The following is a 15,297-nucleotide window of genomic DNA, read 5'->3' as shown; positions in this document are numbered from 1 at the left end:
AGCGCTTATCTCAGGGAATTAAGATGACGAATTTCATCTTGCATATTGGAGACGGCAAGTGTGGCAGCACTGCCATCCAGAATTCCTTGTACGCTTCGCGCGCTCACTTGGCGGATGCCGGAATCCATTATGACACACTTGCGCCGAATTCCGGACATACAGTACTCGCTCTTCTCGCTGGACAGCGCAGCAGGGCCGCGAGCCCTTCAAGAGAGGCTGTAGCTGCGAGAACTCTGCAATTGCTTCAGGACGAATGCCAACGATACGAATGGGTTGTCCTGTCCGCGGAAAACTTCATCAACCTTTCCCCGGAAGCCGCAATCAATCTGGTATCGCGAGTCAGTTCGGAGATCGGATTGATCCATGTCGTTGCGTACGTTCGCAATCCATCGGAAATGTATGCTTCCAGCGTTCAGCAACTGCTGAAAGGAAGCCATCTGTTTCCCGCGCCGGAAACATATCATCGCCGTGTCGACCAAAAGTTGAAGGCGTGGAAAGATCGGGTTGGTCAAGACCGTCTGCACGTCCGCCAATTCAGCAGGAAATTCCTTCCACGGGGCGACGTCGTAACTGATTTCTCGCAGATACTCGGTACCATCGTCGGCACTGAGATATCGTTGTCACCCGCTTCTTCAAACCGCTCGCTTTCTGCGGAGCAAACCCGTGTCCTGCAAATGTTCAGGAAAGCAGTCTATCCGAACGACGCAGGAAGCCTGCTGCCCCGTAGCACGGAGCTGGTGCGATTTTTCACGGCGCTCAACGAAATCAAACTGGTCGGCAACCAAATTTCTCTCTCGGGGCTAGCACGCGAGGTTGTCGCTAGCCGCAACGCTGACGTCGCGCGCGGCCTCATGGATTGCTTCCCCGAACTCGACCTTCTCGAGGCCTGCGAAGGCCGCCTCCCTGTGCCGACTGGCCCCTTCCCATGGACTGACAACGACAGCGTCGAATCAATTCTGGCAGTCTGCGACCGCGAGCTCGTCGAGCACATCGCAGCGATCCTACCCGAGTTGAACGGCGAAAATTGCGCAGATGGTCACATCATCGTGACGGCCATGGATCGACTGGGCTTCCATACCGATAGTGAAAGGCAAGCGTTCCTTGGGGCGCATGAAGCCTACCAGAAAGCGCGGCTCAGGTGCCGCCGATAGGTCACCCACAGGGGCAGGCCAAGCAGGCCACCAAAGAGAAGGTTTTGCGCGGAATGGCTGGCGGAGAGGGTGGGATTCGAACCCACGGTACGGTTGCCCGTACACCGCATTTCGAGTGCGGCGCATTCGACCACTCTGCCACCTCTCCGTGAAGTGCCAAGGGAGCGGCGGGTGCCTGCTCCCGGTCGGGAAGCGCGCCGTTAGCGCATGGATTCCACCCTTTCAAGCGAAAAGGGCATTCCATCCACAGCCGCTCGCTTGTTTAGCATCCGCCGAAAACCTATATCGGTTGCATGAACCGCACGAGCTTCTTTTCGCCCCAGGCCGGTCGCGAGATTTCCGCTCCTCCTGTCGCAGAGGCCCGCTTCGATATCGGCGAGGTTGTACGCCACAGGTTGTTCGGATTCCGTGGCGTGGTGTTCGATATCGACCCCGTCTTCGCCAACAGCGAAGAATGGTACGAATCGATTCCGAAGGATATCCGTCCGCGACGCGATCAGCCGTTCTACCATTTGCTCGCCGAAAACGACGAAAGCAGCTATGTTGCTTACGTCAGCCAGCAGAACCTGCTTGCTGACGCCGAGGCTGGCCCGGTGGACCACCCTTCGCTCGAGCAGATCTTTGAAGACTTCCGCGACGGCCGCTACCGCCTTCGTCGCGCCCTGTCGCACTGAGCCGAAAGGGGCTATCAAGCCCCTCGGTCAAGCACCAAGCTCAGTTCTTGAGCTTCCAGCCCGAGCGCAGCAGCAGGTAGATGATCACCGCCAGCACAGCGTTGAGGACGCCGAGGCCAATGGCCCCGTGCAGCACCGCCAGGTTGGTATCGCCGATGTCGCTCTGCCCAAGAAATCCGAAGCGGAAGCCCGAGATCACGTAAAAGATCGGGTTCACGCGGCTAACAGCCTGAAACGCGGGGGCAAGGTTGCTGATAACGTAGAACGTCCCCGACAGCATCGACATAGGGGTGATGACGAAGTTGGTCACGGCGGCCAGGTGATCGAACTTTTCAGACCACATCGAGGTCGCCACGCCGATCAGCGACAGCAGGATCGATCCCATCAGGCCAAACCAGACGATCGCCCAGGGGTGGCGAATTTCCATATTCACGCCCGGCCACAGCAGCATCGCGCCGTAGACGACGAGCCCCACCAATATCGCGCGCGTCACGGCTGCGCCGACCAGCGCGGCGAGCAGTTCTCCTTCGGAAATCGGCGGCATCAGGTAGTCAATGATCGTGCCCTGGATCTTGCCGCCCAGCAGGCCGAAGCTCGCATTGGCGAAGGCATTGTTGATCATCCCCATCGCGATGAGGCCCGGGGCGACGAAGCTTGCAAACGGCACGCCGAGCACTTCGCGACCGCCCCGGCCAAGCGCCAGGGTGAAGATCATCAGATAGAGCAGGGTGGTGACCGCAGGCGCCCAGATCGTCTGGGTCTGCACCTTGAAGAAACGGCGGACCTCCTTCATATAGAGGGTCCACAGCCCCAACCTGTTGATGCTGCGGAACAGCGGCTCCCCGGGGTTTGGAAAACCTCCGGTCGCACGGATGTTCACGGTCGGGGTTTCACCCCCGGTCAGGGGTAGAGATTGATCGGCCATGCCCGGTGCGGTATCGCGCGGGCGGCCCTATGGCAAGGCAAGGGATGCACGCGTTCGCGCTTGCAACTCCACGAAGGAAAACTGACGGCATGAGTTGGACGGACGAGCGCATCGAGAAGCTGACCAAGATGTGGGAGGGCGGTGCAACTGCCAGCCAGATCGCCGACGAACTCGGCGGAGTCAGCCGCAACGCCGTAATCGGCAAGGCGCATCGCCTCGGGCTGAAGGCACGACCTTCCCCGGTCAAGCCGAACGACAAGGCCGACGCGCCCGCAGCGGCGCCGAAGGCTGCCAAGCCAGCGCCAGCGCCCGAACCGCGTCCCGCTCCTGCACCAAAGGCAGCCGCGCCGGTTGCCGCCGCTCCCGTCGCGCCGCCGCCCCCGCCCGCCCCGCGCCCTGCCCCGCAGGCACCTGCGGCCCCAGCCGTCGCCGCTACGAACGACGCACCGGCCGCGCCGCAGCCGCGCATCGTCTCGGTCGGTCCGGGCGGCTTCCTGCGCCAGGGCCCTGGCGATCAGCAGGCACCGATCCCGCCGGCGCCGCCGCGTCGCCTCGTTCCGGCCCGCCCGAGCCCCGAGATTGCCGACAAGACGAGCCTGCTTGACCTGAACGATCGCATCTGCCGCTGGCCGATGGGTCACCCGGGCGAACCGGACTTCCACTTCTGCGGGGAAAAGGTGAACCCCGGCTTCCCATACTGCGTCGATCACTGCGGCCGCGCCTATCAGGCGCAGCTGCCGCGCGGTCATCGCCGCCCGCCCCCGCCGATGCCGTTCGGCGGCCCCCGGGTGCGTTAAGGTCCGATTTCCGGGGCTTCTGGCGGTGAAGTTGGCGTTACTTAAAGTCTACGCAACCGACCGGGATTAAGGGAAGCGCCGCCAGCCCGTTCTCCTTGCGCATGAGCGAAGAGGACTCCGCGGAGAATGGGCGGCGCAGCCGCTGGCGCCAATGGTTTGGCCTTGGTCAGGATGACGATGACGACGAAGGCAACGCTGGTGCCTCCGTCGCATCGGCAGTACCTGCCGCGTCCGGCAGCTATCGCGATCCGACAGCCCGGGAGATCTGGCTTCCTGCCAAGCGCCGGATGCTCGGCAAAGTTGCCGATTTCCTGATCGACCACGATCTCGAGATCCTGCCCTATACGCTCGGCATCGCCTATGATTGCGTGACGGGGGCAAGCCCTCGCCTTGTCCAGATGATCCTGGAGCGGACAGAGCGAGGATTGCCCGTGACGTTGCGCTGGCTGGATGAGGCCGTGCGCGATGCCGGCACCGCGAAGGCCGAGGATACGCTTCACGCGCTGATGGAGCAGCTGGAAGGCGACATTGCTTCGTTCGGCGACACCATGAAGGGCGCGCAGGACGCAACGAGCGAATACAACACCGCGCTGACGAGACACGTGGATAGCTTGCATGCCGCATCGTCCACCCAGGCGACGATCGCCGAGCTGACGGCCCTCACCCGGGCGATGATCGAACATACGCGCACGATGCAGGGTGATCTTGCCCGCAGCGAGAAGCGCGCCCAGGAACTGCAGGCGACGCTGGAAGAAACCCGGCGCGCTGCCGATCAGGATCACCTGACCGGCCTGCCCAACCGTCGCGCCTTCGATCACCTGTTCGACCGCGAACTCCGCGAAGCACAGGCCAGAAAGGAACCGCTATCGGTTGCCTTTGTCGACATCGACCATTTCAAGCGCATCAACGACACCCACGGGCATCCCGCCGGAGACAGGGTGCTGCGTGTCGTGGCCGAAACGCTCGACCGGATTTCCGACGCGCGCTGCCATGTCGCCCGGCACGGCGGCGAGGAATTTGCGGTCTTGTTCCGGGGGCTGACGTTGCAGCAGGCCTGGAAACGACTGGATGGCGCAAGGGCAGAGATTGCGGAAAGACGGCTGGTGAACCGGGCAACCGACATGCCGTTCGGGCAGGTCACATTCTCGGGCGGCCTCGCCGATGTATTCGCCTATCCAGGCAAGAGCGCTGCCATGAAGGCCGCCGATGAAGCCCTGTATACGGCGAAGGAGAGCGGTCGAAACCAGATCGTGATGGCAAGTGCCCCGCCGGGTGAACCGGTGCGCAAGGCTGCCTGACAGCGGCTTTCGGCCCTTCGGCAGGTGCAAAAGCAAAAGGACCCGCGATTGCTCGCGGGTCCTTTCGTTTTCAGCCCTTCGTCGGGACGATCAATCGTCCGACTTGAGGAACGCCGGCATGTGATCCGGGGCCGGACCGTCTTCGCGGTCACGGCGCGGGCCGCGATCGCCACGGCCTTCGCTGCCGTCACGACGCGGACCACGATCACCGCGACCGCCGCGGTCGCCACCGCGGCCGCCCGGACCACGACGGTCACCGCCACGATCACCACGGTCGCCGCGCGGTTCACGCGGTTCGCGGGGCGGACGGGTGTCTTCCAGTTCGGCGCCGGTTTCCTGGTCGACGACGCGCATCGACAGGCGAACCTTGCCGCGGTTGTCGATCTCAAGGACCTTGACCTTCACGGCCTGGCCTTCCTTGACGACATCCGTCGGCTTTTCCACGCGCTCGTTCTTCATTTCGCTGACGTGGACGAGACCGTCCTTGCCACCCATGAAGTTCACGAAAGCGCCGAAGTCGACGATGTTGACGACCTTGCCGTCGTAGATCTTGCCGACTTCCGCTTCCTCGACGATGCCGAGGATCCAGTTCTTGGCCGCTTCGATCTGACCGAGATCGGACGAGCTGATCTTGATCAGGCCTTCGTCGTCGATGTCGACCTTCGCGCCGGTGGTGGCGACGATCTCGCGGATCACCTTGCCGCCGGTGCCGATCACGTCGCGGATCTTCGACTTGTCGATCTGCAGCGTCTCGATGCGCGGAGCGTGCGCCGAAAGTTCGGTGCGCGCTTCACCCAGCGCCTTGGTCATCTCGCCCAGGATGTGCGCACGGCCTTCCGAAGCCTGACGCAGGGCGACTTCGAAGATCTCGCGCGTGATGCCCGCGACCTTGATGTCCATCTGCATCGTGGTGATGCCTTCGGAGGTACCAGCCACCTTGAAGTCCATGTCGCCGAGGTGATCCTCGTCGCCCAGGATGTCCGAGAGAACGGCGAACTTATCACCTTCCAGGATCAGGCCCATGGCGATGCCCGAAACCGGACGCTTCACCGGAACGCCCGCGTCCATCATCGAGAGGCAGCCGCCGCAGACGGTCGCCATCGAGGACGAACCGTTCGACTCGGTGATGTCCGAGAGGATGCGGATCGTATAGGGGAACTCTTCCTTGGTCGGCAGCACCGGGTGCAGCGCGCGCCATGCCAGCTTGCCATGGCCCACTTCGCGACGGCCCGGAGCACCGAAGCGACCGACTTCGCCCACCGAGTACGGCGGGAAGTTGTAGTGGAGCATGAAGTTTTCGTAGCGCAGGCCTTCAAGGCCGTCGATCATCTGCTCGGCATCCTTGGTGCCCAGCGTGGTGGTGCAGATCGCCTGCGTTTCGCCACGCGTGAACAGAGCCGAACCATGGGTGCGCGGCAGGAAGCCGACGATCGCTTCGATCGGGCGGACCTGCGTGGTGGTGCGGCCGTCGATGCGCTGGCCGTCCTTCAGGATCGCGCCACGGACGATGTCGGCTTCCACCTTCTTCATCGTCTTGATCGCGACCATCTGGGTCTGCGCGCCGTCCTCGGCGAACGCGGCCTTGGCCTTCGCGCGGGCTTCGTTCAGAGCATTGGAGCGCGCCGACTTGTCGGTCAGCTTGTAGGCGGCGGCGACGTCGGCACCGACGAGGTCCTTGAGCTTCTTCTTGATGTCGGCCGTGTTGTCCGACAGGTCGATTTCCCAAGGATCCTTGGCGGCCTTCTCGGCCAGCTGGATGATCGCGCCGATGACCTTGCGGATCTCGTCATGCGCGAACATCACGGCGCCGAGCATCTCGTCTTCGCTCAGTTCCTTGGCTTCCGATTCCACCATCATCACGGCGGTGTCGGTTGCGGCAACGACGAGGTCGAGACGACCGTCGGCCAGAGCCACGTCCTGCTTCGGGTTCAGGACATATTCGCCATCGACGAAGCCGACGCGCGCAGCGCCGATCGGGCCCATGAACGGCACGCCCGAGATGGTCAGCGCGGCCGAAGCGGCAATCATCGCGACGATATCGGGTTCGGTCTCGCCATCATAGCTCAGCACCTGGGCGATGACGTTGATTTCGTTGTAGAAGCCTTCCGGGAACAGCGGACGGACCGGACGGTCGATCAGGCGGGAAACCAGCGTTTCCTTTTCCGTGGCACCGCGTTCGCGCTTGAAGAAGCCGCCGGGGATGCGGCCGGCTGCCGAATACTTTTCCTGGTAGTGGACGGTCAGGGGGAAGAAGTCCTGGCCTTCCTTGACCGACTTGGCGGCCGTGACCGCGCAGAGCACCACGGTTTCACCGTAGGTGGCGATGACCGCGCCGTCAGCCTGACGGGCAATGCGGCCGGTTTCGAGGGTGAGGGTCTTTCCGCCCCACTCCAGCGATACGGTTTTGACGTCGAACATTTCGTTTCCTTCAGCCCGCGCGCCCTATTGCGAGCGGGGTTTGCTGCCGGGGAATGCCGTCCCGGTCCGGTGTGGGGCCTTTCACCTGGCCCCGAAGGCGCTTCGCCGGATTGCGTGGGCGCCTAAAAGCAAAAGCGGCCCGCTAGGGGCCGCTCCGCTTGGTTACTTGCGAAGACCGAGCTTCTGGATCAGCGCGTTGTAGCGCTCGACGTCCTTCTTCTTGAGGTAGTCGAGCAGCGAGCGGCGCTTGTTGACCATCATCAGGAGGCCACGACGCGAATGGTTGTCCTTGTGGTGGGCCTTGAAGTGCTCGGTCAGCGTCTGGATGCGGCTGGTCAGGATCGCGACCTGGACTTCCGGCGAACCGGTGTCGTTGGCAGCGCGAGCGTTGCTCTGGATGACTTCCTGCTTCTTTTCCGCGGTAATCGACATGTCATTCACTCCGCGACATCGGGTAGGTTGAAACCCCTTGCAACGGTCAGGCTTCCGCCCGAAAGCTCAACCAGCGCGACGGGCACCCTGCCCAGTCTTGCCCAGAAAAGCCCGTCGTTGCAGGGCAATCCCGTCAGAACGCGGCCCTGGCGGACCGCCCTTGCCTGCTCGGGATCGAGGTCTAGAGCCGGGATGTCGACCAGCCCTGCCTCCAGCGGCAAGAGTATGTGTTCAAGGGGCGCGCCTTTACCGACCTCGTTCAGTTTGTCCAGCGAAATCGCCTCTGACAAGCCGAACGGACCGGCCCGCAGGCGGCGCAGCATCGTGACGTGGCCTACCGTGCCCAGCGCATGCGCGATGTCGCGTGCAAGGCTGCGGATATAGGTGCCCTTCGAAACATAAGCGACAAGCGTTGCGGATTCGACGGAGTGATCGGGTCCTTCTTGCGTTTCCAGCGTCAGCGCACCGATCGTCACCGTGCGCGTTGGCATTGCGACGTCTTCGCCGGCACGCGCGCGATCATAGGCCCGCTGCCCGTCGATCATCAGCGCCGAATAGGCCGGGGGGACCTGCTCGATGGGGCCTTGGAAGCGAACAAGAGCAGCCGTCAGGGCATCCAGCGTAGGCCGCGCATCGCTTTCCGCGATGACCTTTCCTTCAAGGTCGAGCGTGTCGGTTTCCCGCCCGAACTCGATCGTGAACGCGTACTCCTTGGTCGCATCCAGCATTCGCCCGCACAGCTTGGTCGCCTCCCCCACCGCGATCGGCAGAACGCCGGTCGCCAGCGGATCGAGCGTGCCGCCGTGACCAACCTTTACCTTGCCATGCCCCGCCTGCCGCAGGTTGCGCTTCACCGCAGCCACGCCCTGCGTCGAGCCAAGCTCGAGCGGCTTGTCGAGAATGATCCAGCCATCAACCATCGGCGTTACATCGGCTCCGGCCCGGCGGCCCAGGCGGCGACATGCTGGTACTGTTCGACCAGCCACTGCACCGGCGGCAGCACGATCCGATCGACGAGGTGCAAGCCGGGGACAAGATAGGGCAGTACAAGGAAAATCCCCATGAACACCAGGATTCCGTAAGGCTCGATCCGGTCCATCATTCGCGCGCCAGACATCGGCAGGATGCCGCGCAGGATGCGCGAACCATCGAACGGGGGCAGCGGAATCAGGTTGAACATGCCCAAGAAGGTGTTGATCAGGATGAAGTTCTGGAGGTTGTCGGCGGTGAAGCGCAGCCAGAACGCAGGCTCTGCCTGGGTATCGGCCACCCGCACCAGCAGCCCCAGCGCGATCGCGGCCAACAGCGCCAGAATGAAGTTGGTCACCGGCCCTGCCGCGCCGACAAAGGCCATGTCCCGCTTGGGATTGTTCAGCCGGCGATAGTTTACCGGCACCGGCTTTGCCCAGCCAAACACCGGAAGGCCCATCAGCTTGAGTGCGCCCGGCAGGATGATCGTGCCGACCGGATCGACATGGCGCAGCGGGTTGAGGCTCAGCCGGCGCCGCTCCCACGCCGTCGGATCGCCCAACGCGCGTGCCATCCAGCCGTGTGCCACTTCATGGAACACGATGGCGAAGACCAGCGGCACGACCAGCGTGGCGATGGAATAGAGCGTGGCATTCATCGGTTGATCCATTCGTCGCGCAGGATGCTGAAGGACACGGTGTCGCGCACATGGCCGGTCCAGGTTTTGCGTTCATGGCGCAGCACGCCTTCGCGTACCGCGCCGAGCTTGAGCACGGCTGCCTGGCTGCGCTTGTTGCGTTCGTCCACCTTGAAGCCGACCCGTTCCAGCCCGCAGGCGAAAGCATGGTCGATCATCAGCTTCTTGAGCCGGGTGTTGAAGCCTGTGCCACGCACCTCCGGCACGATATAGCTGTTGCCGATCTCTATCGACCAGCCTGGCTGTCCTTGCTCGATCCAGGCGGTCATGCCGACGATGTCGTCACCGCGAAGTATCGCATAGGCACGGCGCCGCGGCCCTCCGTCCAGCAGGCTATCGAACTGCGGATCGAAGGCCGCACCTTCATACGTGAATGGATAGATCCGCCAGATCTCGCCGTCACGCGCGCAAGCCTCGCGAAGGCCCTCGCGGTGCGCCTCGGCAATCGGTTCAAGCCGCAGATCACCGTCGGCCAGTGGCACATATAGGCTTTCGTCGCTCATCGTTCGTCCCCGTGCAGCGCTTCGCTGAAATGCCGGCGGCACAAGGCGACATAGCGATCGTTGCCGCCGATCTCGGTCTGCGCCCCTGCCCGCACGGCGCCGCCATCGGCATCGACGCGCAGGTTCATCGTTGCCTTGCGGCCGCAGTGGCACACCGCCTTCAGTTCGATCAGCGCGTCCGCGATCCCGAGCAGCACGCCCGAACCTTCGAACAGCGCCCCCTTGAAATCGGTGCGCAGGCCGTAGCAAAGCACCGGAATATCGGCCTCATCGGCAAGCCGCGCGAGTTGCCATACTTGTGCACCGGTGAGGAACTGCGCTTCATCGACCATCACGCAGGACAGTGGCTGGACAAGATGCGCGGCATGCACCCGCGCCCACAGATCGGTGGACGCATCGAAGCGGTGCGCATCGGCGTCCAGCCCAATGCGACTGACGATCCCGCCGCTGCCCGAACGGGAATCGACGGCCGCCGTCCACAGCATGGTGGCCATGCCGCGTTCGCGGTAATTGAAGTCCGCCTGCAACAACGTGGTCGATTTGCCCGCGTTCATGCTGGCGTAGTAGAAGTAGAGCTTGGCCATGTCCTGCCGGGAAATAGGGGCATCGCGCGGGAACGCCAGCGGGATACGCACTTTTTGTCGGAAAGTCGCAGAGCAAGGATCGCCGATTGATGATGCACCGATCCAGCACCCGCCGGGCCATCGCCGCCATCGCCATCCCCCTGCTTTGCGCAAGCCCCGCCCTGCCGGCATCTTCCGCCCCCGCCCAGCCCTTGCGCTATCGGCTCGATGCCCAGGCAAGCAGCGTCCATGCCCGCGTTGGCTTCTTCGGCATTGCCAGCAAGACGGCGCGCTTTCCCTCCATGAGCGGGGGAATTCAGATCGATCCAGCCCGGCTCGATGCCATCCGCCTGGACGTCCAGCTCGATGCTCGGGCGTTGCAGGCCGGGGATTCGGTCACGCTCGCCCGGCTCAAAGGCGCCGACTTCTTCGACGTGGCTCACTATCCCGAAGTGCGGTTCCTCGGACGGACCATGGCCATGACCGGCCCCGTCACCGCCTATGTCGATGGAGATCTCACCGCGCGCGGCGTGACCCGTCCGGCGCGGCTTTCCGTCACCTTCACCGCCCCTCCAGCACAGGCCAACGGGCAGCAGCCGATGCATCTCTCGGCACGAACGACGATCGACCGTACCGATTTCGGCATGACGGCCTATCGCCTGATCGTCAGCCGGAAAGTGACCATCACCATCGACGCACAGATGGTCCCCGCCTGACCCGGCTAGCCTGAGGCTCAGGCCGCGCCGTCGTCCTCTTCGGTTTCATCGGCACCGATGTCGCGCTGGACGCGCGGATCGGACAGCAGCATGTCGATCCGGCTGGCCTCGTCAAAGCTCTCGTCGGCGAGGAACTTGATCTTCGCCGCGTACTTGAGCTTCAGCTTGCCGGCGACTTCCTTCTGGAAGAATGCGGTATTCGTGCGCAGCGCCTTGAGCACCTCGTCCTCGTCCTTGCCCAGCAGGGCCTTCACGAAGACCGTGGCATGACGCAGATCGGGCGACATCCGCACTTCGGTCACCGAAACGGTGTGCCCGGTCAGGACATCGTCATGCACGGTCTGCCGCGCAAGAAGTTCGGAAATCACGTGGCGCACCTGCTCACCCACTTTGAGCAAGCGGACCGAGCGAGTTTCGGGAGTGGTGTGTTGACGGGCCAAGGCTATCTCATTTTCGCGAGGATCCGGGCAAGCGAGCGCACGTTGCGCGCGGTGCCGCGACATCCCAGCCGTTTTTCCATGAACGCGGCAGTCAGCTTCGAATTGCCGACGCCATCGACGTAATCGATATAGAGGCAGCGCTCGCCGATTGCGAGCCTTTCGGGACCGCGTCCCGCGTGGTCGGCGCAAAGGCGCTGGAATGCGGCCTCGTCCGGTTGCCGTTCAAGAAAGTGCGTGTGCACCAGATTGTCCGCGCCGATGCCGGTGAAGGGGTTGCCTTCGACACCTGCACGCACGTCTTGCACCGTGCGAACCGCTGCGAACGTGCGGATGGCAAATCTCTCCAGAATAGTTGCCGTCATCAGTTCGCTAACGGCGATGTCGGATGAATTAGGGTGATCGAACAGCACATTGCCACTGGCAACCACCGTCTCGACATTGCTGAAACCCGCCCCCACAAGACCTTCCCTGAGTTCGGCCATGCCGAGCCGGTTGCCACCCACGTTGATGCTGGAAAGGAAAGCCGCGCGTCTCATTCGGTGCCTTGGCTGTCAGGTTCGTTCATCGTCCTGCGACACAATGCCACACTTTCGGACGGATAGAGCCAGGTTTCGGTGCGTTACCCCCCACGATCCTCCACAGGAAAGGGACCACCATGAAGAAGACCGTTGTTGCCACAATGGCGCTTTCGCTGACGCTGCCGCTGGCGACGCCTGCATTTGCCCAGCCGCATCGTAACGACGACCGCCGCGGGCCGAGCGCGCACGCGAACGTGCGTGCAGACCGCAATCATGGCGCCAGCGTCCGCGCCAAGGCGCACGGCAATCCGTTCCGCAAGGGCCAGCGCTTCGTGTCGAGCCGCGCGCCCAACTACCGCGTGGTCGACTATCGCCAGTATCGCCGCCTTGGCCCGCCGCCGCGCGGCTACCACTGGGTGCGCTCGGGCAACGACGCGCTGCTGGTCGCGATCAGCAGCGGCATCATCGCCTCGGTAATCGCAAACAACTTCTAAGCGAAAGCTGACAGAAGAAGGGGCGGCCTGCTTGCGCAGGTCGCCCCTTTTCCTTTGTGCATCGCGGAAAGCGAGGCCCCGCCGTCACAGAGTACGGGCGCGTTCCTCAACCTCGAAGACTTCAAGCATATCGCCCGGCTTGATGTCGTTGGTGTCCTGCAACACCACGCCGCACTCCAGGCCGGCGCGGACTTCGGGCACATCGTCCTTGAAGCGACGCAGCGAAGCGATGACCGTCTTGCTGACGATGACGTCCTGGCGCGTAAGACGGGCGTTGATGCCCTTGCGGATGAACCCTTCGAGCACCAGCAGGCCGGCAGCCTTGTCCTTCTTGCCCGCGGGGAACACTTCCTTGACCTCGGCGCGGCCCACGACGGTTTCGATACGCTCCGGCCCGAGTTCGCCCGCCATTTCCGAGCGGATGTCGTCGGTGAGCTGATAGATCACGTCGAAGTACTTCATCCGCACCTTGTTGCGCTCGACAAGCTCGCGCGCCTTGGCGTTGGGACGGACGTTGAAGCCCACGATGGGTGCGCCGCTTGCTTGGGCAAGGTTGACGTCGCTCTCGGTGATCGCGCCCACGCCAGACTGCAGGATGCGAACCTTGATCTCGTCGGTCGAGATCTTGTTGAGCGCGTTGACGATCGCCTCGACCGAACCCTGTACGTCGGCCCGGATGACCAGCGGATACTCGATCACCGCAGCCTTTGCCGCCAGCGCGGAGAACATGTTCTCCAGGCTGGTCGGTGCCGTTGCCGTACGCTTCGCGGTCGCCTGCTCCTGACGGTAGGCGGCAACTTCACGGGCACGTGCCTCGTTTTCGACCACGGTCAGTGTGTCACCGGCCATCGGCACGCCGCCGATGCCCAGCACTTCAACCGGCAGCGACGGCGGCGCGACCTTCACCTGGCGTCCCTTGTCGTCGAGCATGGCGCGAACGCGGCCCGACTGGGTGCCCACGACGAGGATGTCACCAACCTTCAGCGTGCCGCGGTTGACCAGCACGGTCGCCAGCGGACCCTTGCCCTTGTCGAGCTTGGCCTCGATCACGGTGGCTTCGGCCGCGCGATCGGGGTTGGCCTTCAGTTCGAGCAGTTCGGCCTGCAGAAGGATCTTCTCGATCAGATCGTCGAGACCCGCACCGGTCTTGGCCGAAACCTCGACATCCTGCACGTCGCCCGACATCGCCTCGACGATGACTTCGTGCTCGAGCAGGCGTTCGCGGATCTTCTGCGGGTTGAATTCCGGCTTGTCGGCCTTGGTGATCGCCACGATCATCGGCACGCCGGCCGCCTTGGTGTGGTTGATCGCCTCGATCGTCTGCGGCATCAGCCCGTCGTCGCCCGCAACCACCAGAATGACGATGTCGGTGACATTGGCACCGCGCATGCGCATTTCGGTGAAGGCTTCGTGGCCCGGGGTATCAAGGAAGGTGATGTGGTCACCGCCCTTGGTCTTGATCTGATAGGCGCCGATATGCTGGGTGATGCCGCCGGCTTCGCCGCAAACCACGTCGGTGCCGCGCAGCGCATCGAGCAGGCTGGTCTTGCCGTGGTCGACATGGCCCATGATCGTGACCACCGGCGGACGCGGCTGCAACGTGTCTTCGGCATCGACGTCGGCTGCGGTGTCGATATCGACATCGCTCTCGCTCACGCGCTGGATGTTGTGACCGAATTCGGTGACCAGCAGTTCGGCGGTGTCCTGGTCGATGGTCTGGTTGATGGTGACCATCATGCCCATCTTGAACAGCGCCTTGACCAGGTCCGCGGCCTTTTCGGCCATGCGGTTGGCCAGGTCCTGCACGGTGATCGCTTCAGGCACGACCACGTCGCGCACCTGCTTCTCGCGCGGCTGCGATTGGCCGGCGAAGTGCGCACGGCGTTCCTTTTCCCGAGCGCGCTTGAGCGCGGCGAGCGAACGGGCGCGGGCGCCTTCGTCCTCGTTGAGCGCACGCGTGACGGTCAGCTTGCCACCACGGCGCTCATCGCCGCCCTTGCGATCGCGTGCCGGCGGCTGCGGCTTCTTGGCAGCAGGTTCGGGGCGCTTGACCGGAGCAACCGGCGTGAACCGGCGCGGCGCGGGCGTGACCGGCGCGGCAGCCTTGGTTTCGGTCGCGGCTTCGGCCGCAGGCTCTGCAGACGGGGCGGCGGCAGCAGCCGGCGCTTCCGCAGCCGTTGCAGCAACGGGAGCAGGCGCAGCCGCAGCCGCGGGCTCGGCCGCAGCCGGAGCTTCCGCGACCGGAGCAGCCTCTGGCTCACCAGACTTGGCAGCTTCCTGCGCGCGGTTTTCTTCCGCCCGGCGACGCTCTTCTTCCTGCGCGCGCTGACGTTCTTCGTGTTCGCGACGGTTGGCCGCCTCAAGCGCGGCAAGGCGCGCCTCTTCGGCTTCGCGCAGCAGGCGGGCCTGAAGCTCCTGGCGCGTCTCGCGCGACGCGGTGGGCGATACCGGCGGCGGGGGAGGCGGAGTCGGACGAGCGACGGGGGCAGCAGGCGCCGGAGCGGCAGGCTTCGCCACTTCGGGGGCAGGCGCGGCCGCAGCCTCGCCCGGGCGGCCCATCAGCTTGCGCCGCTTGACCTCGACCACCACCTTGTTGGTGCGGCCGTGGCTGAAGGTCTGCTTGACCTCGCCGGCCTCGACCGAAGTCTTCAGGCCCAGCGGCCTGCGGCCCAGCGTCGGCTTCTTGTCATCGCTCATCGAAC

16 protein-coding genes and 1 tRNA gene are annotated in these 15,297 nt (G+C 63.9%); 6 read left to right on the top strand and 11 right to left on the bottom strand.

Features of this window, described 5'->3' with window-relative positions:
* Positions 1-23 precede the first annotated feature (23 nt).
* Positions 24-1,151 carry a hypothetical protein gene (locus HHL27_RS13950; protein WP_169494059.1) on the top strand — a complete coding sequence of 376 codons (1,128 nt, stop codon included), beginning with the start codon at positions 24-26 and terminating at the stop codon, positions 1,149-1,151.
* Positions 1,152-1,209: 58 nt separating this feature from the next.
* Here the strand turns inward: HHL27_RS13950 and HHL27_RS13945 are convergent.
* Positions 1,210-1,299 (bottom strand) — tRNA-Ser (locus HHL27_RS13945).
* 145 nt (positions 1,300-1,444) lie between these two features.
* Here HHL27_RS13945 and hspQ point away from each other — a divergent pair.
* Positions 1,445-1,825 carry a heat shock protein HspQ gene (gene hspQ, locus HHL27_RS13940; RefSeq protein ID WP_169494058.1) on the top strand — a complete coding sequence of 127 codons (381 nt, stop codon included), beginning with the start codon at positions 1,445-1,447 and terminating at the stop codon, positions 1,823-1,825.
* 40 nt (positions 1,826-1,865) lie between these two features.
* Here the strand turns inward: hspQ and HHL27_RS13935 are convergent, their stop codons facing one another.
* On the bottom strand, positions 1,866-2,750 hold the full coding sequence (locus HHL27_RS13935) for an ABC transporter permease (RefSeq protein WP_169494057.1): 885 nt from the start codon (positions 2,748-2,750) through the stop codon (positions 1,866-1,868).
* 89 nt (positions 2,751-2,839) lie between these two features.
* On the opposite strand from HHL27_RS13935, the gene HHL27_RS13930 reads away from it, so the two are divergent.
* Both HHL27_RS13930 and HHL27_RS13925 read left to right on the top strand, forming a co-directional pair.
* On the top strand, positions 2,840-3,547 hold the full coding sequence (locus HHL27_RS13930) for a GcrA family cell cycle regulator (protein WP_169494056.1): 708 nt from the start codon (positions 2,840-2,842) through the stop codon (positions 3,545-3,547).
* A 101-nt stretch (positions 3,548-3,648) separates the two neighbouring features.
* The gene (locus HHL27_RS13925) at positions 3,649-4,845 is read left to right on the top strand and encodes a GGDEF domain-containing protein (protein WP_169494055.1); all 1,197 of its coding nucleotides are present in this window, start codon (positions 3,649-3,651) and stop codon (positions 4,843-4,845) included.
* Between the two features lie 90 nt (positions 4,846-4,935).
* Here HHL27_RS13925 and pnp read toward each other — a convergent pair whose 3' ends face one another.
* The 6 genes from pnp to HHL27_RS13895 all read right to left on the bottom strand — a co-directional run bounded on the left by pnp (position 4,936) and on the right by HHL27_RS13895 (position 10,448).
* Complete coding sequence (pnp, locus tag HHL27_RS13920) at positions 4,936-7,263, bottom strand: polyribonucleotide nucleotidyltransferase (RefSeq protein ID WP_169494054.1); 2,328 nt, start codon at positions 7,261-7,263, stop codon at positions 4,936-4,938.
* A gap of 162 nt (positions 7,264-7,425) precedes the next feature.
* Positions 7,426-7,695, bottom strand: a complete 270-nt coding sequence (gene rpsO / locus HHL27_RS13915; RefSeq protein WP_169494053.1) for a 30S ribosomal protein S15 — start codon at positions 7,693-7,695, stop codon at positions 7,426-7,428.
* 5 nt (positions 7,696-7,700) lie between these two features.
* Positions 7,701-8,615: a tRNA pseudouridine(55) synthase TruB gene (gene truB / locus HHL27_RS13910; protein ID WP_169494052.1), complete on the bottom strand. Its 915-nt coding sequence runs from the start codon at positions 8,613-8,615 to the stop codon at positions 7,701-7,703.
* Between the two features lie 5 nt (positions 8,616-8,620).
* The gene (locus HHL27_RS13905) at positions 8,621-9,322 is read right to left on the bottom strand and encodes a site-2 protease family protein (protein ID WP_169494051.1); all 702 of its coding nucleotides are present in this window, start codon (positions 9,320-9,322) and stop codon (positions 8,621-8,623) included.
* Positions 9,319-9,864, bottom strand: a complete 546-nt coding sequence (locus HHL27_RS13900; protein WP_169494050.1) for a GNAT family N-acetyltransferase — start codon at positions 9,862-9,864, stop codon at positions 9,319-9,321. Before HHL27_RS13900 ends, HHL27_RS13905 begins: the two co-directional genes overlap by 4 nt.
* A complete protein-coding gene (locus HHL27_RS13895; RefSeq protein ID WP_169494246.1) occupies positions 9,861-10,448 on the bottom strand; it encodes a thymidine kinase in 588 nt (195 codons plus the stop codon). The genes HHL27_RS13900 and HHL27_RS13895 overlap by 4 nt, the downstream gene beginning before the upstream one ends.
* Positions 10,449-10,537: 89 nt before the next feature.
* Between HHL27_RS13895 and HHL27_RS13890 the strand changes: the two genes are divergently transcribed.
* Positions 10,538-11,143, top strand: a complete 606-nt coding sequence (locus HHL27_RS13890; protein WP_240959810.1) for a YceI family protein — start codon at positions 10,538-10,540, stop codon at positions 11,141-11,143.
* A gap of 17 nt (positions 11,144-11,160) precedes the next feature.
* On the opposite strand, the gene rbfA is transcribed toward HHL27_RS13890, so the two are convergent.
* Together rbfA and HHL27_RS13880 are read right to left on the bottom strand one after the other, a co-directional pair.
* On the bottom strand, positions 11,161-11,583 hold the full coding sequence (gene rbfA / locus HHL27_RS13885; RefSeq protein WP_169494049.1) for a 30S ribosome-binding factor RbfA: 423 nt from the start codon (positions 11,581-11,583) through the stop codon (positions 11,161-11,163).
* 2 nt (positions 11,584-11,585) lie between these two features.
* Positions 11,586-12,119: a DUF1697 domain-containing protein gene (locus HHL27_RS13880; RefSeq protein WP_169494048.1), complete on the bottom strand. Its 534-nt coding sequence runs from the start codon at positions 12,117-12,119 to the stop codon at positions 11,586-11,588.
* A gap of 119 nt (positions 12,120-12,238) precedes the next feature.
* Here HHL27_RS13880 and HHL27_RS13875 point away from each other — a divergent pair, with 119 nt between their 5' ends.
* Positions 12,239-12,595, top strand: coding sequence for an RcnB family protein (locus HHL27_RS13875; protein WP_169494047.1), 357 nt, complete (start codon positions 12,239-12,241; stop codon positions 12,593-12,595).
* An 84-nt stretch (positions 12,596-12,679) separates the two neighbouring features.
* Here the strand turns inward: HHL27_RS13875 and infB are convergent, their stop codons facing one another.
* Complete coding sequence (gene infB / locus HHL27_RS13870) at positions 12,680-15,292, bottom strand: translation initiation factor IF-2 (protein ID WP_206069628.1); 2,613 nt, start codon at positions 15,290-15,292, stop codon at positions 12,680-12,682.
* Positions 15,293-15,297 lie beyond the last annotated feature (5 nt).

The sequence above is a fragment of the Novosphingobium olei genome, assembly GCF_012927405.1.
GTDB classification, from domain to species: domain Bacteria; phylum Pseudomonadota; class Alphaproteobacteria; order Sphingomonadales; family Sphingomonadaceae; genus Novosphingobium; species Novosphingobium olei.
The sequence above is the reverse complement of the archived record's forward strand: the minus strand, read 5'-3'. Positions and strand labels throughout refer to the sequence as shown.